Raw genomic sequence first — 18,330 nt, 5'->3', positions numbered from 1 at the left:
GGGCGAGCTGGCGCATCGTGAGGTTGGTCCGGTAGTAGACGGCTACCAGGAGGACCCGGTCCGACAGGGGCAGGCACCACGGGCGCCCTCCACCGTGACCGTTTCCTCTCCGCTCCCGTACTGCCTTCACCAACTTCTCGAACCGGCCCATCCGCAAGCCAGTGAACGTCTCCACCCACAACGGCTCAGCCCGCAACACCCCACCCATACAAGAGGAATGCCCTATCCCAAACGTTCTGCAACAACTTTTAGCCTCGAGTCGAGTGGCGCAGGCCAGGGCGCTCGTCGCCGACCGGACGCGGCTGCCGCGCGACCTCGCCGAACAGTTCGCCACCGACTCGGACATCGCAGTGGCCCAGCGGATCGCCGCCCGCTCGGAACTCGCTCCCGAACGGCTCGCCGAAATTGCCGAACGGTACGGGCCGCCAGTCTTCGCCGCGGTCGCCCGCCACTCCAGGTGCCCCTCCGCCCTGCTGCAGTGGATGGCGGCGCACCCAGCCAGTAGCAGGCGCGTGCTGCGAGAGATCGCCTGTCACCCGGCGGCACGGTCTGAGACTCTGCTGCTCTGCCTGGCCTCTGAGGATTTTGAGACTCGGCGCCGCGTTGCGGCCCACCCTGCTTTGGACCTCCCCGTCCTGGAAAGCCTCATCAACGCCCCCGACGGTTTCCTCGCCGAAGACACCGCGACAAACCCGGCGCTGCCCGAGCGAGTGATGGAACGGCTCATCACACGAGCTCTGCTGAGTAACGAACCAAGTCGCGTCGGGCGGTGAAGCCCTGCCTTCACCAACTCGCCCTCTGATCAAGCCAATCGATGACATTGCGTCAAATGGGAGTAACCGAGCGCCATGGAGTCGTCTGTGTCGGTAGACAGGGCTCCGAGGGGTCGGGCAGGGCTATTGGGGGGTTGCGGGCATGAGGTTGACGATCAATGTGGGTGTGCTGCTCGCCGTCATCGTCCTCCTCCGGCTGCGCCGCCGTACTGAGGCCCGCAGCCGCAACGACGAGAAGCTGACCGTCGTCATCGTGCTCGCCCTGGGCGTGGTCATCGCCCCGACACCGGTGGGCGAGAGCATCCTCGACGCCCTGGGCCAGCTCGCCTCCGGCATCACCAAGTCCAGCCACTGACAATCTCGGAGCCCAGCCGATGCCCACCCGCCACCCGCGACGTCCCCGCCCCGGCACGCGACGGCCCGCACGCCGAACGCCCCAGCGCCGCCGCTACGCACGCACCCGCCGACAGCGGCAGCGCGACCGCCAGGTCCTCGTCCTCGGAGCCGGCGTCCTGGGCGTCGCTGCACTCTGGGCCGCCGTCTCCTGGCTGGTCACCCACCTGTGGGCCGTGGTCATGCTCGGGGCCGTCGCGGTCGTGGCCGCGACCTGGTTCGTCAACCAACGCCGCCAGCAGCACGCCTGGAACCGGGTCCAGCAACAGGCGCTGCGCTACGAACTGCCGCAGCTCGACGCGCTGGCCCACCGTGATTTCGAGTACGCGATCCGGGACCTGATGCGCCGCGACGGATGTACCGACGCCCGCCAGGTCGGAGGATCCGGCGACAACGGCGCCGACGTCCTGGCCACCGACCCCCACGGCCGCGTCTGGGTCATCCAGTGCAAGCACCGCAAGGCCGGCGACCGCGGCTCCGCCGTCGGCACCCCCGACCTCCAGCGCGTCAACGGCACCGCCCGCCAGCTCTACGGCGCCGACATCGTCCTCGTCGTCACCAACGGGCGCTTCTCCAATCGCTGCGCACCGCTCGCTCAGCAACTGCACATGCACCTGGCCGACCGACGCGTACTCGCCGCCTGGGCCGCCGGGAACCGACCGCTGTGGGAGCTCCTGCCGAGAGTGCCGGGGCCTCGGGCAGGAAACTGACGAAGCGAATGTCCGAGTCCGGCCCCATTGCCTGTTGGTCCTCCCGGCCGACGCGGGTTCCGCCGCAGGACCCCCCCTCTTTAGGTCTGACGAGTCTCTCCCCGGTGACGCGGGGTCTTCCGCGCTATCCCCCCGGTCGCATCGATATCCGCCCTACCCTGACTACAGGGCGTATCCATCTGCGCCTGTCCATGTCGGGAGGGCCCATGCCAGCAGCGCCAATCGAGCAGCCGACCCCGCCGTCGTATCCACCGAAGACGCCTCCGCCGCCGAAGAAGCCAGCCTCCCCGCCCCGCCCTGAGACTGCGGACGGCGGCTCCGGCGTGCTTGTCAGGTCGGCACGGTGTGGGGTGGTGATGCGGGGCAGGCGTGGGGCGAACTGGGTGTACGCGGCAAACCGGTGGGCGGCGGGCAAAGCCAAGGAAGCGGTCCTCGCTCAGCTTGAGGCGTGGGGTTTCTGTCCCGGCCAGGACGTGCTGGACGCAGTCGAGGCGGTCACGGTGCTCCTTGTCGAGGCAACGGTCGAGGACCAGGGGAATCGAGTGTCCGTGCACTTGTCCGACCAGGACGGGCAGGCCTGCATTCTTGCCCTGTCCCATCATCCTGGTCTCGCCGACTTGGACGACGATGCCGGCTCGGATGTACTGCACCAGGTAACGGCGCACCACCCGGTTACCGAGTGCGGGATGGACACGGGTCCAGACGGCCGCCGAGTTTGGGCCGTCATCGACCTCTGACCCAGCCCACCCCTGGCGACGGGGCTTTCGGGATTGGGAGACCAACGTCCTGGCGTGACCTCAAGCGCTCGTACCTGCGAACCGTGCTGTGGTGCGGCGCTTGTCCCCACGAGGAAACCCGGGTCGGCCGGCTGCGCAAGTTGGCCTCCCGACCGGGTGCTGTATTCGGGGTGCAGGCTGAGGCTTGCGGTGTTCCCTTGTGTGATCGGCGGTTTCTGTGCCGGGCGGTGCTGCGTCCCGGGCTCTTGTCGCGTTCCGGCCGGACCTGTCGGGTCCGGCCGGAACGACGGATCAGTTGTCGGTGCTGTTGCCCAGCTGGGACTAGGCCCGCGTCTTCCTCGCGGAAGCAGGTGGAACTCGCAAGCAAGCCTCCTGCAGGTCATTGGAGGAGCCGCGAGGCGGATCTGCAGAGGTCGTGGCTGACATCGTTCCGTTTTCACGGGTGATCGACAAGAGACGGCCCAGCCTGCGCCGACGGTTACGGCTCGGGGTGCGGGGACCGGCACGCGGCGCGAGGATCGAGATGCGACGGGCCGGCCGGGATGACGTACCGCCCGGCGCGCGGCCTGCCGCCTGTGGCCTCAAGGGGGGTCTGGAGGTGTGTACGTATGCCACGACCGCTGTGGTCCGGGGCGATCAGCTTCGGCCTGGTCACGATCCCCGCCAAGATCATTAGTGCGACGGAGGACCACTCGATCCACTTCCGGCGGGTGCATCTGGAGGACATGGGTCGCGTCCGTACGCGCAAGGTCTGCGAGCTCGACGAGAAGGAGCTGTCGCAGGAGGAGATCGGCAAGGGCTACGAGGTCTCCAAGGACGAGGTCGTGCCGGTGACAGACCGGGAGCTGGAGGAGATGCCGCTGCCGACGGCGAAGGCGATCGAGATCGTCGCCTTCGTCGAAGGCGAAGCGCGTGAGTTCGTGGATTCCTGGAGGGAGCAAGTACTGAACCCGCGCGTTGTTGCCGGGTTGGGGACGGCAATGTGGGTGGGTTCGCCTGTGTCTGCAGGGGAGGCGGCGGCTGTCAGAGCCGTGGGGATGGCTGGCGTACAGCTCGGGTGGCTGTCCACGGTGCGATGAGCGCGGCGGCCACGGAGGCGGCGGCCAGGAGGAAGAAGAGTGGTCTGTAGCCGCCGAGGGGTGCGGCCAGGGCTGCGCCTGCGAAGGGCGCGAGGGCTGACGCCGTGGTGGTCGGTGCGGCAAGGATTCCGGACAGGCGGCCGTAGTGGGTGGCGCCCCATCGGTCAGTAATCGCGGTGGCCTGCAGCAGGGTGATGTTGCCGCGCACCATTCCCGCGGCGATCGATAGCACCACCAGCAGGAGGTACGGGCCGGGGGTCAGGGCGAGTGCTGCGGTGGTGACGCCGCCGAGCGCGATCAGCGCGGTTGTTCGGGTGGTCACACCGGTTCGGGCGGCCAGCGTTGCGTACAGGGTACGACCGAGGGTCTGTCCGGCGCCGCCGAGGCCGAGTGCCCATGCTGCCTGGGTGGTTGAGTATCCGCGCTCGATGAGCAGGGGGACCAGGGCGACGACAACGGCGAACACGGTGAAGGCGGAAAGAGTGAGGGCTGCGGCGAGCATCCAGAAGGGGCGGCTGCGAGTCACTGCGGTCGCTGAATCTCCGGCGTGGGAAGACTGTGGCGGTGCGGCCGGCCAGGGGGCCTTGAGCGCGAAGACGTGCGCGGGGATGGTCACGGCCGCGAGGATCAGAGCAAGGACGGTGTAGGTCATGCGCCAGCTCATGTGGTTGGCGAGAGCTGCGGTCAGGGGTGCGAAGACGGTCGAGGCGAGTCCGCCGGCGAGGGTGACGATGGTGAGGGCGCGGACGTGGTCGGGGGCCCACCAGCGGGTCAGTGCGGCGAAGGCAGGCTGGTAGAAGGTGGCCGCCATGGCCAGTCCTGCCAGCAGCCATCCGGCGAAGAAGACTGGCAGGTTGGGGGCGGCGGCAATGACCAGGAGGCTCGCCACTCCGAGGATGGAGCCGGCGGTCATGACGGTGCGTGGTCCGCGATGGTCGATGATCCGGCCGACGCGGATGCCGGCGAAGGCTGAGATGAGCAGGGCTGCGGAGAATGCTGCTGTCGTTGCGCCGGTGGACCAGCCGGTGTTGGCAGTGATGGCTGGGTTCAGGACTGGGAAGGCGTAGTAGACGATTCCCCAGCTGGTGATCTGTGTGGCGCACAGCGCGGGGAGCACGGCGCGGGGCCGCGGCCGGTCCCCTGTTCCGGTCGTGGCCCCGCGGGCGTCGAGGTTGGTCACGGGCAGCAGCCACCGGCCCCGGTCGACGCGGGCGGGCCTGCTTCGGTGGCGGCCGGGTCCGCGCAGCAGGTGCTGTTCTTCTGCTTGGCCATGGAGTCGGCGTCGGCCTTGACGACGTACACCTCCCACGGTTCCTGGCCGGGGCCGTGGACCCAGACCTTGTCCTGGAGCGCGTAGCAGCAGGTGGTGTCGTTCTCGACGTCGGTCGCCAGCCCTTGCTCCTGAAGGCGGGTGGTGGCGGCATGGACTGCTTCGGTTGTGTCGACTTCGACGCCGAGGTGGTCCATGCGGGTGGCTGCGTCCGGTGGGCCCTGAACGAGGACGAGTTTGAGTGGCGGTTCGGCGATGGTGAAGTTGGCGTACCCGTCGCGCAGTTTCGCCGGTTCGGTGGCGAAGAGCTTGCTGTAGAAGGCGATTGAGGCTGGGAGGTCGGGGACGCGCAGGGCTAGCTGTATGCGTGACATGACGTTCCTCCTGACTCGTGCGGACGCGCCCGGCCGGACGTGGCCGGGCGCGGTGGTTCAGGACCCGCAGCACCCGCCGGACGTGGTGTCCTCGGCGACCGCTACCGGCAGGGAGAGGCCGGTGCCGATCTGGACGAGGGCGGGGGCCGGAGCGCAGCAGCCGCCCTCGTCGCTCTGTCCGGCGGCGGGGTCGTCGAAGAGTCCGGCGCCGCCGCACACTCCGGTCTCGGGGAGGGTGAGTTCGACGCGGTCGGCGGCCTCGGTGTCGCCGGCGAGGGCGGCGGTGACGGAGCGGACCTGCTCGTAGCCGGTCATGGCGAGGAAGGTGGGGGCGCGGCCGTAGGACTTCATGCCGACCAGGTAAATACCCTGTTCGGGGTGGGCCAGTTCGCGGTGGCCGTGCGGGTAGACGGTGCCGCAGGAGTGCTGGTTCGGGTCGATGAGCGGGGCAAGCTCCACCGGCGCCTGCAGGCGCTCGTCCAGGGCGAGGCGGAGTTCCGACAGGAACGACAGGTCGGGGCGCAGGCCCGTCAGGACGATGACCTCGTCCACCGGGTCGAGGCGCCGGCCGTCCTCACTGACCAGGACCAGCCGGCCGTCGGCGGCCGGCTCGACGGCCTCGGTGCGGAATCCGGTGACGGCGTCGGCGTATCCGTCGTCGACGGCGGCCTTAGCCGCCAGCCCCAAAGCGCCACGCGCGGGGAGCTGGTCGGCGGAGCCGCCGCCGAAGGTGGAGCCGCTGATGCCGCGGCGCAGGATCCACACCCCGTGCGTACCGGGCTCGTCCTTCGCCACGCCGGCGAGGGCGGCAAGGGCGGTGAACGCTGAGGCCCCGGAACCAATGACGGCGGTGCGCTTCCCGGCGTACCGGGCGCGGACGGCCGGGTCCTTGAGATCGGGGATGCGGTAGGCGATGCGGGCGGAGGCGGCGTGTTCGCCGAGGGCGGGCAGTCCGTCGGCGCTGATCGGGGCGGGCGTGGACCAGGTGCCGGACGCGTCGATCACGGCCCGGCCCAGGATGCGCTCCTCGGAGCCGTCGGCGCGCGTGACGCGGAGGGTGAAGGGCTGCTGCTCGCGGTCCGCGTCGACGATCCGGTCCCGGCCGAGGCGCGAGACGCCGGTGACGGTGGCGCCGTAGAGGACCGTGTCCCCGAGGACATCGGCGAGCGGCTGGAGGTACCGCTCCGCCCACTCCCCGCCGGTGGGGTAGGTGTCCTCAGCGGGCCTGGCCCAGCCGGTCGGCGCCAGGAGCTTCTCGGCGGCCGGGTCGACGAGCTCGCTCCAGGTCGAGAACAGCCGCACGTGCGACCAGCCCCGCACTGCGGTGGCGGCGGTGGGCCCGGTCTCCAGAACCAGGGGCTCGATGCCGCGCTCGACGAGGTGGGCGGCTGCCGCCAGCCCGGCGGGGCCGGCGCCGATGACGACAACCGGAAGGTCTGCAGTGGTGGTCATGGCGGTGATGTCCTCCGGGATAGGCGACCGTTCCCGGCCGCTGTTTCGACTGCTGTCTATATCCAAAGGTTGCCACTGGCATCGATGAGTGTCAACATAGACATATGTCGAATTCAGGGATGGTGGAGCTGCCGGTGCTGGAGGCCGGAACGGTGGTGCCGTGCTGCCCGCCGATCACCGCGGGCGAGCTGTCGCAGACCGACGCGGAGAAGATGGCCGCGATGTTCAAGGCACTGTCCGACCCAGTGCGGCTGCGCCTGTTCTCGAAGGTCGCCTCGCATGCGGGGGGCGAGGCGTGCGTGTGCGACATCTCCGACGTCGGCGTCTCTCAGCCGACCGTCTCCCATCACCTGAAGAAGCTGCGCGAGGCCGGCCTGCCGACCTCGGAGCGGCGCGGGACCTGGGTGTACTACAAGGTGGCCCCGCCCGTCGTGGCGGCCATGTCCGCCATGCTCGACCTGCGCACCTGACCTTCGGTTCGCGCCTGCGGGTCAGCCGGTGCAGTCGGGCGGGCAGCAGCGCGCCAGGTATGCCTGAAGCGCGGTGACTCGCTGGGTCATCGTGGCGCCGTCGGCCCGGTAGTAGACCTGTTTGCCCTCCTTGCGGGAGATCACCAGGCCGCCGCGGCGCAGCAGGCTCAGGTGCTCCGAGGCGGTTGACGGCTTCAGTGCGCAGCGGTCGGCGATCTCGCCGACCGTCAGCTCGATCCCGCCGGTGAGCTGCTGCAGCACCTTCTGGCGGGTTTCGCTGGCCAGGGCCTTGAGGAAGTCGGCCGTCGCCGGATCCACCGCGGACGTCTCGATGCCGTTCTCTGTCACAGCTTCCTGCTCAATGTTTCGTCACTTCCCGAAATAACGACTCAAGTGAAGGGTTACGTTCTCATGGAGCATGCCGATCTCGTCATCATCGGTGCCGGGCAGTCCGGCCTGGCCACTGCGGCACTCGCCCCGCGTCACGGCTTCACCCGCATTCTGGTCCTGGAAGCCGCGAAGGAGCCGGGCGGGTCCTGGCCGCGCTACTACGACAGCCTCACCCTGTTCTCCCCCGCCCGGTACTCCGCCCTGCCCGGGATGCGGTTCCCCGGCGACCCGGACCGCTACCCACGGCGGGACGAAGTCGTGGATTACCTGCGCGACTACGCCAACCGCCTGCCCGCCGACATCCGCACCTCGACCTCCGTCACCTCCGTAACGCACGGGGACGGCGCCTGGTCCGTGCTCGCCGGCGACGGGCGGAAGTTCACCGCTGGGGCGGTCGTCGCTGCGACCGGCGACTACGGCACACCCTTCACTCCGGATCTTCCTGGACGCCAGGACTTCGGCGGCCAGGTACTGCACGCCGCCGACTACCGCAGCCCCGACCCGTTCACAGGGCAGCGGGTCGTCGTGGTCGGCGGAGGCAACTCCGCGATCCAGATCGCCGCGGACCTCGGTGCGGTTGCCGACACCACCCTGGCCAGCCGACGCCCGATCGGCTGGACGCCCCAACGCCCGCTCGGCCGGGACCTGCACTGGTGGCTCACGCACACCCGCCTCGACATCGCCCCGATCCGACGGCTGCTGGCGAAGGTCCCCGTCTCCGTGATCGATGACGGCTACTACTTGGCTGCACTGGACCGGTACGGCATCGAACGTCGCGGCATGTTCACCCGGTTCACGAATGAGGGCGTGGTGTGGACCGACGGGACGAAGGAAGCAGTCGATACGGTCCTGCTCGCCACCGGCTACCGGCTCACCTTCCCCTACCTGCACGACAGCGGCACCCTCGGCACCGATGGCGCACCGCTGCACCGCGGCGGCATCGCCACCACGGTGCCGGGCCTCGGATTCGTCGGCATGGAGTTCCAGCGCAGCTTCTCCTCCAAGACCCTGCGCGGCGTCGGCCGCGACGCAGGGTACGTACTGTCCCGGCTGCGGAAACGCTGAGCCTCGGCCGGACTGCCCTTTCACCCAGCCGCGCGGCACAATCGTCGCCAGCATCATGCGGCAGGAAGGAATCGCAGTGCCCGCGCAGTTCACCCTCACCCCCATGCTTGCCGAGGACGCTCAACAGGTTCTGGCGATCTACCAGTCCGGGATCGATGAGGGCAATGCCACCTTCGAGACTGCGGCTCCGTCCTGGGAAGCGTTCGACAGGTCCAGGCTGACCAGCCATCGACTGGTCGCGCGCACTCCCGACGCCGGCGTGATCGGCTGGATCGCCGTTTCTGCGGTCTCGGCTCGTGCCGCGTACGCCGGTGTGGTCGAGCACTCCGTCTATGTTCACCCTGCCGCCCGCGGGCAGGGCATTGCTCGTGCCCTTCTGCACACCTTGATCGCCTCCACGGAGGCGGCTGGGATCTGGACCATCCAGTCGGGGATCTTCCCCGAGAACACGGCCAGTCTCGCCCTGCACCAGCAAGCCGGTTTCCGCGTTATCGGGACACGCGAACGCGTCGGCCGGCTCCACGGAATGTGGCGGGACGTTCAACTGATTGAACGCCGGAGCCCTCACGTCAACTGAGCTGCCAGCGGACCAGCGGTCGTCCCTGAGCCGGCTTGAAGTGTCGGCCCTCAGCTGTGCTCAGCGGCTGAGGAGTTCAGCGATCTCTGTAGTTGCGTCGCGGGCCGGGCGGCCGACGCCGATGAGGGTGGCGGAGGCGGGCCCGGTCCAATCGCCGTAGCCCAGGAGATGCAGGCGCGGTTCGCCGACGGCCCGGGTTCCGTGGGTGGGGATGTGGCCGCGTGGTCCACGAAGGCCCAGCGGGGCGAGGTGGGACAGAGCCGGCCGGAAGCCGGTGCACCAGATCACCGCGTCGATCGCAGCCCGTGTGCCGTCTGCCCACTCGATGCCGGCGGCGGTAAGCCGGGCGAACATCGGGGACGTCTTGAGCAGTCCGGCATCCCGCGCCTCACGGACGGGTGGGACGGCGACGATGTCGCCCAGGGAGGCGACGCCGCCGGTGTCGGTGCGTCCTTCGTCCAGGGCGCGGCGCCGGGCGGTCGCGGCGTCGAACAGGGCCCTGCCGTCGATGGCGTCGGCGAGGAAGCGTGGTGGGCGCTGAGTGACCCAGGTCAGATCGATGTCGTCGTGGGTGGCGAGATCTGCGGCGATCTGCGCCCCGGAGTTCCCGCCGCCGACGACGACGACTCGCTGCCCGGCGAAGTCGGACGGTCTCCGGTAGCCAGTGGTGTGCAGCTGGCGGCCGGCGAACATGTTCCGGCCGGGGGTGGCGGGCAGGAAGGGGCGCCACCAGGTGCCGGTCGCCGAGACGACTGCCCGGGCGGACCAGATGTCCTTGTCCGTGTCCACCCGCAGCCGATCACCGTCCCCGTGTACCTGCTGGACCCGGACCTGGCGGTGAACGGGCAGGTCGTAGCGCTGCTCGTAGTCGCTCAGGTACTCCACGACGTGCCTGGCGTCGGGGTATTCCTGGCCCGGCTGGGCCGGCATGAGGCGGCCGGGCAGCGAGGAGAAGGCCGCCGGGGAGAACAGGTGCAGCGAGTCCCAGGTGTGCTGCCATGCCCCGCCGGGCGTGCCCTGCGCGTCCAGGATCACGAAGTTCAGCTTCTTGCGGCGCAGGTGGTACCCGGCCGCGAGCCCGGCCTGCCCGCCGCCGATCACCACCACGTCCGTCTGCCTGGTCACGGCGTTGGAACCGCCAGGCTCGGCACCTCGGCTGTGGCGCACACCGGGCAGAGGACCCTGCGTGCCCTAGCCTCACCGGGGGCTCCCAGCAGGCTGCCGAGGCGTACGTTTCGGGGCGCGATGCGGGCATGCGCCGCGCGGGCCCCGGCTCCGTAGCCCTGGCAGATGCCGACGGTGGGGCTGTTCGTTCCTGCGGTGCGGCAGTCGAGGCAGTGCATCAGGAGTCCCCTCCTGGGGTGGTGAGGGCCGCGGGAGCGAACCTCTTGCGCCAAGCCAGCGCGACGTACACCAGCCCGATCAGGACCGGGACCTCGATGAGCGGGCCGACGACGCCCGACAGGGCCTGGCCGGAGGTGACTCCGAAGGTGGCGATGGCGACGGCGATGGCCAGCTCGAAGTTGTTGCCCGCAGCGGTGAACGCCAGCGTGGTGGTGCGGTCATACGCGAGGCCGAGCCCCTTGCCGAGGAGGAAGGTCCCGAAGAACATGATCGCGAAGTAGACCAGGAGCGGCAGCGCGATCCGTACGACGTCCAGCGGCTGGGAGGTGATCGTCTTTCCCTGGAGGGCGAACAGGACGACGATCGTGAACAGCAGTCCGTACAGCGCCCAGGGGCCGATCCTCGGCAGGAACTTCGCCTCGTAATTGCTGCGGCCCATCTTCTGCTCGCCGATGCGGCGGGTGAGGAAGCCGGCGAGCAGCGGGATGCCGAGGAAGATGATGACGTTCAGCGCGATGTGCCAGACGGACACGTCCAGGCCCTGGCCATCGCCGAGGTTCATCCAGCGGGGCAGCAGGTCGAGGTAGAACCAGCCGAGCAGGCCGAACGCGAGGACCTGGAAGACCGAGTTCAGCGCGACGAGGACGGCTGCGGCTTCGCGGTCGCCGCAGGCGAGGTCGTTCCAGATGATGACCATGGCGATGCAGCGGGCGAGGCCGACGATGATCAGGCCGGTGCGGTACTCGGGAAGGTCCGGAAGAAAGATCCACGCCAGCGCAAACATCACCGCGGGTCCGACGATCCAGTTGATGACCAGCGAAGAGACCAGCAGCTTGCGGTCGCTGGTCACGCGGTCGAGCCGGTCGTAGCGGACCTTGGCGAGGACGGGGTACATCATGACCAGCAGACCGAGCGCGATCGGCAGCGAGATCCCGCCGATCTCGATCTTCGCGAGCGCGTCGTTCATCCCCGGGATCAGGCGGCCCAGGCCGAGACCGACAGCCATGGCGAGCAGGATCCACACCGCGAGGTAGCGGTCGAGGGTGGAGAGCTTCTTGACGATCGAGTCGTCCCCACCGCCAGCCGGGGCGGGGGAGGTGGTGGGCTCGGTGGAGGTCACGGGCAGGCCCTCTTGTTCTCGGAAGCGGTGCGGGCGGAGTCGGCCAGTGCGGCGAACTGCTCGGAGAGCCCGGCCAGGACCTCGGGCTTGAGCTTGTAGTAGGTGAAGCGGCCACAGGGCTCGGTCTCCACCACGCCGGCTTCGCGCAGGACCTTCATGTGGTTGGACAGGTTGGTCTGCTTCGCCCCGGTCTCCTCGACCAGGTGCGTTGTACAGAGCGTCTCGCGCGCCAGCAGGGTCACGATCCGGAGGCGGAGCGGATCGCCCAGCACCCGGATCAGATCAGGATCGACTGAAGTCAGCATGCACTGATACTCTCACATCATCACTCGCTGATACCAGCGGGGGCTGAAGTCATTGGCGGGTGAGTTCCGCCGTGCGACGAGAGAGAACGATCATCATGGCCGAGTCTTCCGGCAAGCCGTCCGTCCTGTTCGTCTGTGTCCACAACGCCGGCCGCTCCCAGATGGCGGCTGCCTGGCTGACCCACCTGGCCGGGGACCGTGTCGAGGTCCGCTCTGCCGGCTCGAATCCGGGCACCTCCGTCAACCCCGCCGCCGTCGAAGCGATGGCCGAGGTCGGCATCGACATCTCCGCCGAGACTCCGAAGATTCTCACCGTCGACGCGGTCCGCGAGTCCGACGTGTGCATCACGATGGGCTGCGGTGACACCTGCCCCGTCTTCCCCGGCAAGCGCTACCTCGACTGGAAACTGGATGACCCGGCCGGCCAGGGCGTGGAAGCCGTCCGCCCCATCCGCGACGAGATCAAGACCCTGATCGAGGGCCTGATCAAGGAGATCGCCCCGGAGGCCACGGCGTGAGCGACATACGTGACGTCGTCATCATCGGGTCCGGCCCCGCCGGCTACACCGCTGCCCTTTACACCGCCCGCGCCCAACTGCGGCCCGTCCTCTTCGGCAGCAGCATCTTTGTCGGCGGCTCGCTGACCACCACCACCGAGGTCGAGAACTTCCCCGGCTTCCCCGACGGTGTCGACGGCCCCGACCTCATGGACAAGATGCGAGCCCAGGCCGAGAAGTTCGGCACCGAGATGATCAACGACGACATCGTCTCCGTCGACCTGACCGGCGACATCAAACTGCTGACGGACTCCGCGGGCACCGTGCACCGCACGAGAACGGTGATCATCGCGACCGGCTCCGGCTACCGCAAACTCGGCCTGCCGAACGAGGACGAGCTGTCCGGGCGCGGGGTCTCCTGGTGCGCGACCTGTGACGGGTTCTTCTTCCGTGACCGCGACATCGTCGTGGTCGGAGGCGGCGACACCGCCATGGAGGAAGCCACCTTCCTCACCCGCTTCGCCAAGTCAGTCACCGTCGTCCACCGCCGCTCCACCCTGCGCGCCTCCAAGGTCATGCAGGACCGGGCCTTCGCCGACGACAAGATCTCCTTCGCCTTCGACAGCGAGATCGCCGAGATCAAGGAGACGAACGGCATGCTGTCCGGCGTCGTCCTGCGCGACGTCTTCACCGGCGCCACCCGCGATCTGGACGTGACGGGGCTGTTCATCGCGATCGGCCACGACCCGCGCACCGAACTGTTCACCGGCCAGCTCGGCCTCGACACCGAGGGCTACATCACCGTCGCCGCTCCGACGACGCGTACCAGCCTGCCTGGTGTCTTCGCCGCCGGCGATGTCGTCGACCACTCCTACCGTCAGGCCATCACCGCCGCCGGCACCGGCGCCGCCGCAGCCCTGGACGCCGAGCGCTACCTCGCAACCAGCAACGCCGCCCCGACCGAGCACGAGCCCTTCGTGATGTCGGCCTGAGCGACCAGCCACGCGGGGCCCGCCCGAGCCCACGCTGTGCTGGTACGGCCCGAATCGCCGCTGCCCGTTGGATGACAGCCCTCTTCCCCGCACAGCCCGAGGCCGGCACACGCTTGACCTTCGAGTCGGGTGAAAGGTTTACCGTCGGGGGTGTGACGACCTACCGCATCTCGCAACTTGCCGAACGCTCCGGCGTTCCGGCCACGACGCTGCGGTTCTACGAGGGCGCCGGGCTGCTTCCTGCCGATCGGACTCCGGCCGGCTATCGCGTATATGGCGAGGACGCGGTCGACCGGCTGGGGTTCATCGGTGCGGCCAAGCACCTGGGGCTGCAGCTGGAGGAGATCGGCGAGCTGCTCGCTGTGTGGGAGGCCGGTGCGTGCCGGGACGTGAAGGCCGACCTGCGGCCGCGGATCGTTGCCCGCCTGGCCGAGGCCGAGGCCCGCGCCGCCGAACTGGCCGCGTTCACCGCCTTGCTGCACGCCGCCCTGGAGCACCTGGACGCGCTGCCGGATCGTGCGAGCCCCTGTGATCCCGGGTGCGGCTTCCTCGCCGCGTCGGCTTCTCCCGCTGCCGGTGCGCGGCCGGTGGACGTGGTGCTCGCGCCCGGACGCCAGACCGCCGAGGCAGAAGTGGAAGGGTGGCGCACGGCGCCGGTGGCGTGCTCCCTGGCCGGCGACGGGCTGCATAAGCGGACCGCCCAGTGGCGTCAGGCGGTCGACGGCGCCGTACGGACCGCGATCCCCGAGGGACTGCGGCTGACGCTGCCCGTCGAGCGGACCGCGCGGGTGGCTGAGCTGGCGGCGGCCGAGCAGCAATGCTGCCCGTTCTTCGACTTCCGCCTCCACCTCGACGGCCCGCGCCTGCACTTGGAGGTCCGCGCGCCGGGTGACGGGGCCGGACTGCTCACCGATCTGTTCGGCCCGGCCGCCTGAACGCACCCTCCCCTTCCCGCCCGTTTCCCCTGCTCCGGAGAGTTCCGGCCATGCTCGTCGCCCGTTCCATCGCCCTGTTCGCCGTTGCCGCGCTGTTCGAGATCGGGGGTGCCTGGCTGGTCTGGCAGGGCATTCGCGAGCACAAGGGCTGGGTCTGGATCGGCGCCGGCGTCATCGCGCTCGGGCTCTATGGTGCCGTGGCGACCCTGCAGTCCGACGACAACTTCGGCCGGATCCTCGCCGCGTACGGCGGGATCTTCGTCGCAGGGTCGATCGCATGGGGCATGGTCGCCGACGGCTACCGCCCCGACCGCTTCGACACCCTTGGCGCCCTGGTCTGCCTCGCCGGGATGGCGGTCATCATGTACGCCCCGCGCGGCCACTGAACCGGCTGCCCCGGGATCAGAGCAGGGCCTGAACGGCGTACAGCGCACCGAGGGCGGCCGCGAGCGTGCCGAGCAGGAGCCGGAGCAAGGTCTCGGGCAGGTGCGGCTGGAGCCGTGCGCCGAGGTAGCCGCCGATCAACCCGCCCAGGCCGCAGGCCAGGCCCAGCCACCAGTCGGGCGCGACGGGCCCGGGGCTCGCCAGGGCCAGCACGGCATACGCGGCGGCCCCGGCGACGGACGTGGTGAAGGTCGCGGCCAGGGTGGCTGGCGCGATGCGGGCCATGGGCATGCCGCGCGCGGCGAGGATCGGCCCGAGCAGGGAGCCGCCGCCGATACCGTAGATCCCGCCGATCACTCCGACCGTGAGGGCGAGAGCGGCGAGCGCGGGCGCCGACGGCTCGGCCGCGTCCTGCCGCCGCTGGGCGGGGCGCAGGGTACGCAGGCACAGCCACGCACCGAGCGGCAGCAGGAATGCGGCGACCAGGAGACGGAAGATGCCGGGGCCGGGGAGGGCGAAGACGCGGATTGCGGCGCCGACGAGGACGCCGGGCAGTGTCCAGGCGATGAGGCGCCGGGCCAGTGGGCCGCGCAGAGCACCGTCGCGGCGGTAGCGCCATAGTGCGCCTGGCCCGGCCGCCACATTGAACAGCAGGTTCGTCGGCGTGACCGCGGGGCTCGGCACGCCGAGGACACTGAGCTGGACGGGGAGAAGGAAGACCGCCCCGGACACGCCGACCGGAGCGGTCACCGTCGAGATCAGCAGGCCGGCGGTGAACCCGGCCCAGATCGTCCACTCCACCGCTGCCCCCGCCGCTCCTCGATCCCCTCGTCAGTATCGACGGGCCAGGCCGCAGCGCCGCGGGCCGGCAACGAGATGTTCACGAGCAGCAGGTGCAGCCCGGCTGGCAGACGCACGCGTCCGCCTCGATCGCGGCAATCCCGGTGGGGGGCCGAGGTGTGGGTGATGGGTGCGCAGCAGCCCTTGCCCTGCCAGGCGTCGCGGCCTTGCGCACTGGCTGAGCACATACTCCGCGCACCCGGGCGTGTACGGCGCCCGTCCACGCCGCGGCCGTCTTCCGACCACCGGTGCCCGCGACGTCTTCGAGCTCGGCGCCAGCCATGGCTGCGACGCCCTGTACTGCGCGCGGGAGGACCCGGCACTCACTCCCAGATGTTGTCGACGTCTATCGGGGCAGCTTGCTGGTGCGTTCGGGGTGGGCGGCGGTGACGTAGCGCATGGCAGCGCTGTCACCGATCCCGAACAGGCGCATGAGGTGCAGTGGATCAGCCGTTGCGCGGGCCTCGTCGAGGATCCGATCCTGCCGGAGCGCGTCCAGACTCATCCCCTTGGGGAACACGCCGCGGATTGTTGTCACGTCCGGCGGAGGTCCGGCGGCGGCGAGCGCGCAGTGTCCCGTGACCAGCAGATGGGAGTTGGTTGAGGCGGGCCAGCGCCGGTTGCGGACGGTAAGCCATTCAGCCGCGAGCTGATGGGTGAAGGGCTCCAGGTGGATGGTCCGCCTCGTCATGCCATGGCGGACGGTGAGCCTGCCACGGGACAAGTCCAGGTCCGAGAGGAGCAGGGTCCGGATCTCCTCACCGTTCAGGGCGTGTACAGCGACCAGCGCGATGACGAGGCGGCCGAACGCCGACTTCGCTTCCTCGAACACGAAGGGCAGGACGTCGGAGGGGACCGAGCGGGGCAGGCTTGTCGAGCGGCGGACGCCGAGGGTGAGGGCGGGATCGTGGAAGATGACCCGCTCCTGTTTCAGAGCCCGGAACAGGCTGCGCAGAGAGCAGTCGAGTTGTCCGCCCGAAGCGCCGGTGAGGCTCTTGGCCGCCTGCGCGACATCGGCATCGGTGACTTCACGCAGGCTGACCACGCCCCTGTCCGACCAACCCACAAGGACAGGCTGGAGCCGGGCCAAGTACCTGCGGATACACCGGAAACCGCGCGGCAAGTGCTGACGTCGCCCTTCACCGCGGAGCACCGACACCCAGGTCCCTACCTCGTGGGACAGCTGGGCCGGCATACCGCTAACCGTGCGCTCGACCCAGACCTCGTCGCGGTCACGGTGCAGTCCCGGCGCCTCGACGAGCAGACCATGGGCATCGAGAAATTCGCACACCGCACGCGCATAGAGCCCGGACCCAGCGCGGGTCAGGTCATACACGTCATGCTCCCAGACCGGGGCATCTGCGCCCAGGAACCGCAGAAGCAGAACCAGAGCGCGCTGGGCCTCCCGGCCCGCCCCCGGGCGCCGACGCTCGCGCCGTTGCCGGTCGAACTCCTCGGCCAGCACCGCGGCCCGCTGCGACAGCTCAGGCAATTCCTGACGGCCTCGGAACCGGGTCATCACCGGCGCCCAGTCGCGGCGGACCCGGAACAGCACCTGCTGCCCGGCCGGAACGACCGACGCCACCGGCACCGACTGCGCGGCGGCCCCGATGCGAGCGGCAACCGGTCTGCCCCGGCCTGCCGCCCGAACCACGAACGTCAGCTGATGACCGGTCGGCCCGGCACACGGGTCTGCTACGCAGAGTCGGCACCGTCCGTTGCGCAGCGGTGTCTCCGCGCGGCCACAACCCGCACAACGGCCCACAGGATCGCGCCTCCACAGAGAGCACGAACGGCACAGATGTTCCCGGATTCCGCTCATCCACCCATCGCACTGACGGCACGACCGGGGCGCCGGCCATGACGGTGTTCCCTGCCGCGGGATGTATCCCGCGTGCGGGAGCGCGTGGCACCCCGCGAGGGCGCGTGCCGGATCCCCGTCAAGCAGACCAGCCCGCTCCAGGATCATTCCGACTGCTGTTCCGGCTTCGGGAAGGTCAGCCAGCACGTGGTCAGGGACCAAGGCCGCTCCCTCAGCGTCTCGTACGACGAGCGCCAGGCGAATCATCCGGGTGGCCTTGACCCGCCAGGACCTCGTCAGGCCGTGCTCAGAGGCGAACGCCCGCACCTGAGCCAACGCCAGCTCCTCGTCGGCCACGACCCGTTCCGCCACCGCACTCGCGGTCACCTGCGTCAGAACTCGCCCGGCCGGGAACAGCGCGGTTTGTCCCCGGACAGCGCAGGGCAGTACCTGGCCGCTCCAGCCTGTGTCGCCATCTGTCAGCAAGCTGCGCTGCCAACGGCTCAATGCCGCCGGGCTGCTGGCAGGGCGCCGCAACGCTCGCGCGGCGCCCGATGACCCGACGTTCAGGCCAAGGACCAGCTGGACCGGGCGAGGACGGGCCTGCTCAAGGGCGTGCACCCAGTCACCGTCGCCCTCCAGGCGGATCGAACGCAGACAGCCACGACACAACCCGTCACTGTTCAAGTGGCCTGGATGGCGGCACCGACGACACGCGCCCGGCACCGTGTAGCGCTGCCTCCACTTCCCGCATGCCTCGCACAAACCGCTCGACGCGACTACTGACCAGCTCAGACAGTCCCGGCAACTCGCCCAAGCCCG

The 18,330-nt window shown here is 69.7% G+C and carries 21 protein-coding genes and 1 pseudogene; 12 read left to right on the top strand and 10 right to left on the bottom strand.

Features of this window, described 5'->3' with window-relative positions; translation table 11 throughout:
• A partial coding sequence (locus ABZ565_RS33460) for a transposase family protein (RefSeq protein WP_361035507.1) occupies window positions 1-208 on the bottom strand: 208 nt, incomplete at its 3' end.
• Between the two features lie 55 nt (window positions 209-263).
• Between ABZ565_RS33460 and ABZ565_RS33455 the strand changes: the two genes are divergently transcribed.
• The 5 genes and pseudogenes from ABZ565_RS33455 to ABZ565_RS33435 form a co-directional block, all read left to right on the top strand.
• Window positions 264-773 (top strand): hypothetical protein, encoded by a 510-nt coding sequence (locus tag ABZ565_RS33455; RefSeq protein WP_361035504.1) that lies wholly within the window; start codon window positions 264-266, stop codon window positions 771-773.
• Window positions 774-915: 142 nt separating this feature from the next.
• Window positions 916-1,128, top strand: coding sequence for a hypothetical protein (locus ABZ565_RS33450; RefSeq protein WP_330315069.1), 213 nt, complete (start codon window positions 916-918; stop codon window positions 1,126-1,128).
• 220 nt (window positions 1,129-1,348) lie between these two features.
• Window positions 1,349-1,876: a restriction endonuclease gene (locus tag ABZ565_RS33445; RefSeq protein WP_361035513.1), complete on the top strand. Its 528-nt coding sequence runs from the start codon at window positions 1,349-1,351 to the stop codon at window positions 1,874-1,876.
• Between the two features lie 383 nt (window positions 1,877-2,259).
• Entirely contained in the window at window positions 2,260-2,613 is a 354-nt protein-coding gene (locus ABZ565_RS33440) for a hypothetical protein (RefSeq protein ID WP_361035501.1), read from the top strand.
• A 608-nt stretch (window positions 2,614-3,221) separates the two neighbouring features.
• Window positions 3,222-3,515: pseudogene (locus tag ABZ565_RS33435) on the top strand (Ku protein); the annotation flags it as partial.
• 121 nt (window positions 3,516-3,636) lie between these two features.
• Here ABZ565_RS33435 and ABZ565_RS33430 read toward each other — a convergent pair.
• Genes ABZ565_RS33430 through ABZ565_RS33420 form a run of 3 tightly spaced genes read right to left on the bottom strand, consistent with a single transcriptional unit; the run spans window position 3,637 to window position 6,788 of the window.
• Window positions 3,637-4,872, bottom strand: a complete 1,236-nt coding sequence (locus tag ABZ565_RS33430; RefSeq protein ID WP_361035498.1) for an MFS transporter — start codon at window positions 4,870-4,872, stop codon at window positions 3,637-3,639.
• Window positions 4,869-5,336: an ArsI/CadI family heavy metal resistance metalloenzyme gene (locus tag ABZ565_RS33425; RefSeq protein ID WP_361035495.1), complete on the bottom strand. Its 468-nt coding sequence runs from the start codon at window positions 5,334-5,336 to the stop codon at window positions 4,869-4,871. Before ABZ565_RS33425 ends, ABZ565_RS33430 begins: the two co-directional genes overlap by 4 nt.
• A gap of 57 nt (window positions 5,337-5,393) precedes the next feature.
• Window positions 5,394-6,788: an FAD-dependent oxidoreductase gene (locus tag ABZ565_RS33420; protein ID WP_361035492.1), complete on the bottom strand. Its 1,395-nt coding sequence runs from the start codon at window positions 6,786-6,788 to the stop codon at window positions 5,394-5,396.
• 104 nt (window positions 6,789-6,892) lie between these two features.
• Between ABZ565_RS33420 and ABZ565_RS33415 the strand changes: the two genes are divergently transcribed.
• Window positions 6,893-7,258, top strand: coding sequence for a metalloregulator ArsR/SmtB family transcription factor (locus ABZ565_RS33415; RefSeq protein ID WP_361035489.1), 366 nt, complete (start codon window positions 6,893-6,895; stop codon window positions 7,256-7,258).
• A 21-nt stretch (window positions 7,259-7,279) separates the two neighbouring features.
• On the opposite strand, the gene ABZ565_RS33410 is transcribed toward ABZ565_RS33415, so the two are convergent.
• The gene (locus tag ABZ565_RS33410) at window positions 7,280-7,606 is read right to left on the bottom strand and encodes a metalloregulator ArsR/SmtB family transcription factor (RefSeq protein ID WP_361035486.1); all 327 of its coding nucleotides are present in this window, start codon (window positions 7,604-7,606) and stop codon (window positions 7,280-7,282) included.
• A 63-nt stretch (window positions 7,607-7,669) separates the two neighbouring features.
• On the opposite strand from ABZ565_RS33410, the gene ABZ565_RS33405 reads away from it, so the two are divergent.
• A complete protein-coding gene (locus ABZ565_RS33405) occupies window positions 7,670-8,713 on the top strand; it encodes an NAD(P)/FAD-dependent oxidoreductase (RefSeq protein WP_361035483.1) in 1,044 nt (347 codons plus the stop codon).
• Between the two features lie 55 nt (window positions 8,714-8,768).
• The gene (locus tag ABZ565_RS33400) at window positions 8,769-9,290 is read left to right on the top strand and encodes an N-acetyltransferase family protein (RefSeq protein WP_361035480.1); all 522 of its coding nucleotides are present in this window, start codon (window positions 8,769-8,771) and stop codon (window positions 9,288-9,290) included.
• Between the two features lie 60 nt (window positions 9,291-9,350).
• Here ABZ565_RS33400 and ABZ565_RS33395 read toward each other — a convergent pair whose 3' ends face one another.
• From ABZ565_RS33395 to ABZ565_RS33385, 3 genes are all read right to left on the bottom strand, one after another.
• A complete protein-coding gene (locus ABZ565_RS33395; RefSeq protein WP_361035477.1) occupies window positions 9,351-10,415 on the bottom strand; it encodes an ArsO family NAD(P)H-dependent flavin-containing monooxygenase in 1,065 nt (354 codons plus the stop codon).
• 217 nt (window positions 10,416-10,632) lie between these two features.
• Window positions 10,633-11,754, bottom strand: coding sequence for an ACR3 family arsenite efflux transporter (gene arsB / locus ABZ565_RS33390; protein WP_361035474.1), 1,122 nt, complete (start codon window positions 11,752-11,754; stop codon window positions 10,633-10,635).
• Complete coding sequence (locus ABZ565_RS33385; RefSeq protein WP_104784940.1) at window positions 11,751-12,059, bottom strand: metalloregulator ArsR/SmtB family transcription factor; 309 nt, start codon at window positions 12,057-12,059, stop codon at window positions 11,751-11,753. Before ABZ565_RS33385 ends, arsB begins: the two co-directional genes overlap by 4 nt.
• A gap of 95 nt (window positions 12,060-12,154) precedes the next feature.
• On the opposite strand from ABZ565_RS33385, the gene ABZ565_RS33380 reads away from it, so the two are divergent.
• From ABZ565_RS33380 to ABZ565_RS33365, 4 genes are all read left to right on the top strand, one after another.
• Window positions 12,155-12,577 (top strand): arsenate reductase ArsC, encoded by a 423-nt coding sequence (locus tag ABZ565_RS33380; RefSeq protein ID WP_361035471.1) that lies wholly within the window; start codon window positions 12,155-12,157, stop codon window positions 12,575-12,577.
• The gene (trxB, locus tag ABZ565_RS33375) at window positions 12,574-13,548 is read left to right on the top strand and encodes a thioredoxin-disulfide reductase (RefSeq protein WP_361035468.1); all 975 of its coding nucleotides are present in this window, start codon (window positions 12,574-12,576) and stop codon (window positions 13,546-13,548) included. Before ABZ565_RS33380 ends, trxB begins: the two co-directional genes overlap by 4 nt.
• A gap of 152 nt (window positions 13,549-13,700) precedes the next feature.
• On the top strand, window positions 13,701-14,483 hold the full coding sequence (locus tag ABZ565_RS33370; RefSeq protein WP_361035465.1) for a MerR family transcriptional regulator: 783 nt from the start codon (window positions 13,701-13,703) through the stop codon (window positions 14,481-14,483).
• A 50-nt stretch (window positions 14,484-14,533) separates the two neighbouring features.
• A complete protein-coding gene (locus ABZ565_RS33365; RefSeq protein WP_361035462.1) occupies window positions 14,534-14,869 on the top strand; it encodes a YnfA family protein in 336 nt (111 codons plus the stop codon).
• Between the two features lie 16 nt (window positions 14,870-14,885).
• Here the strand turns inward: ABZ565_RS33365 and ABZ565_RS33360 are convergent, their stop codons facing one another.
• Together ABZ565_RS33360 and ABZ565_RS33355 are read right to left on the bottom strand one after the other, a co-directional pair.
• A complete protein-coding gene (locus ABZ565_RS33360) occupies window positions 14,886-15,668 on the bottom strand; it encodes a sulfite exporter TauE/SafE family protein (protein ID WP_361035459.1) in 783 nt (260 codons plus the stop codon).
• Window positions 15,669-16,053: 385 nt separating this feature from the next.
• Window positions 16,054-17,292 carry a hypothetical protein gene (locus tag ABZ565_RS33355; protein ID WP_361035456.1) on the bottom strand — a complete coding sequence of 413 codons (1,239 nt, stop codon included), beginning with the start codon at window positions 17,290-17,292 and terminating at the stop codon, window positions 16,054-16,056.
• Window positions 17,293-18,330: the final 1,038 nt, after the last annotated feature.

Source organism: Streptomyces sp. NPDC016469 (assembly GCF_040632905.1).
Taxonomy (GTDB): Bacteria; Actinomycetota; Actinomycetes; order Streptomycetales; family Streptomycetaceae; genus Streptomyces.
This window is presented reverse-complemented; position numbering and strand designations above follow the sequence as displayed.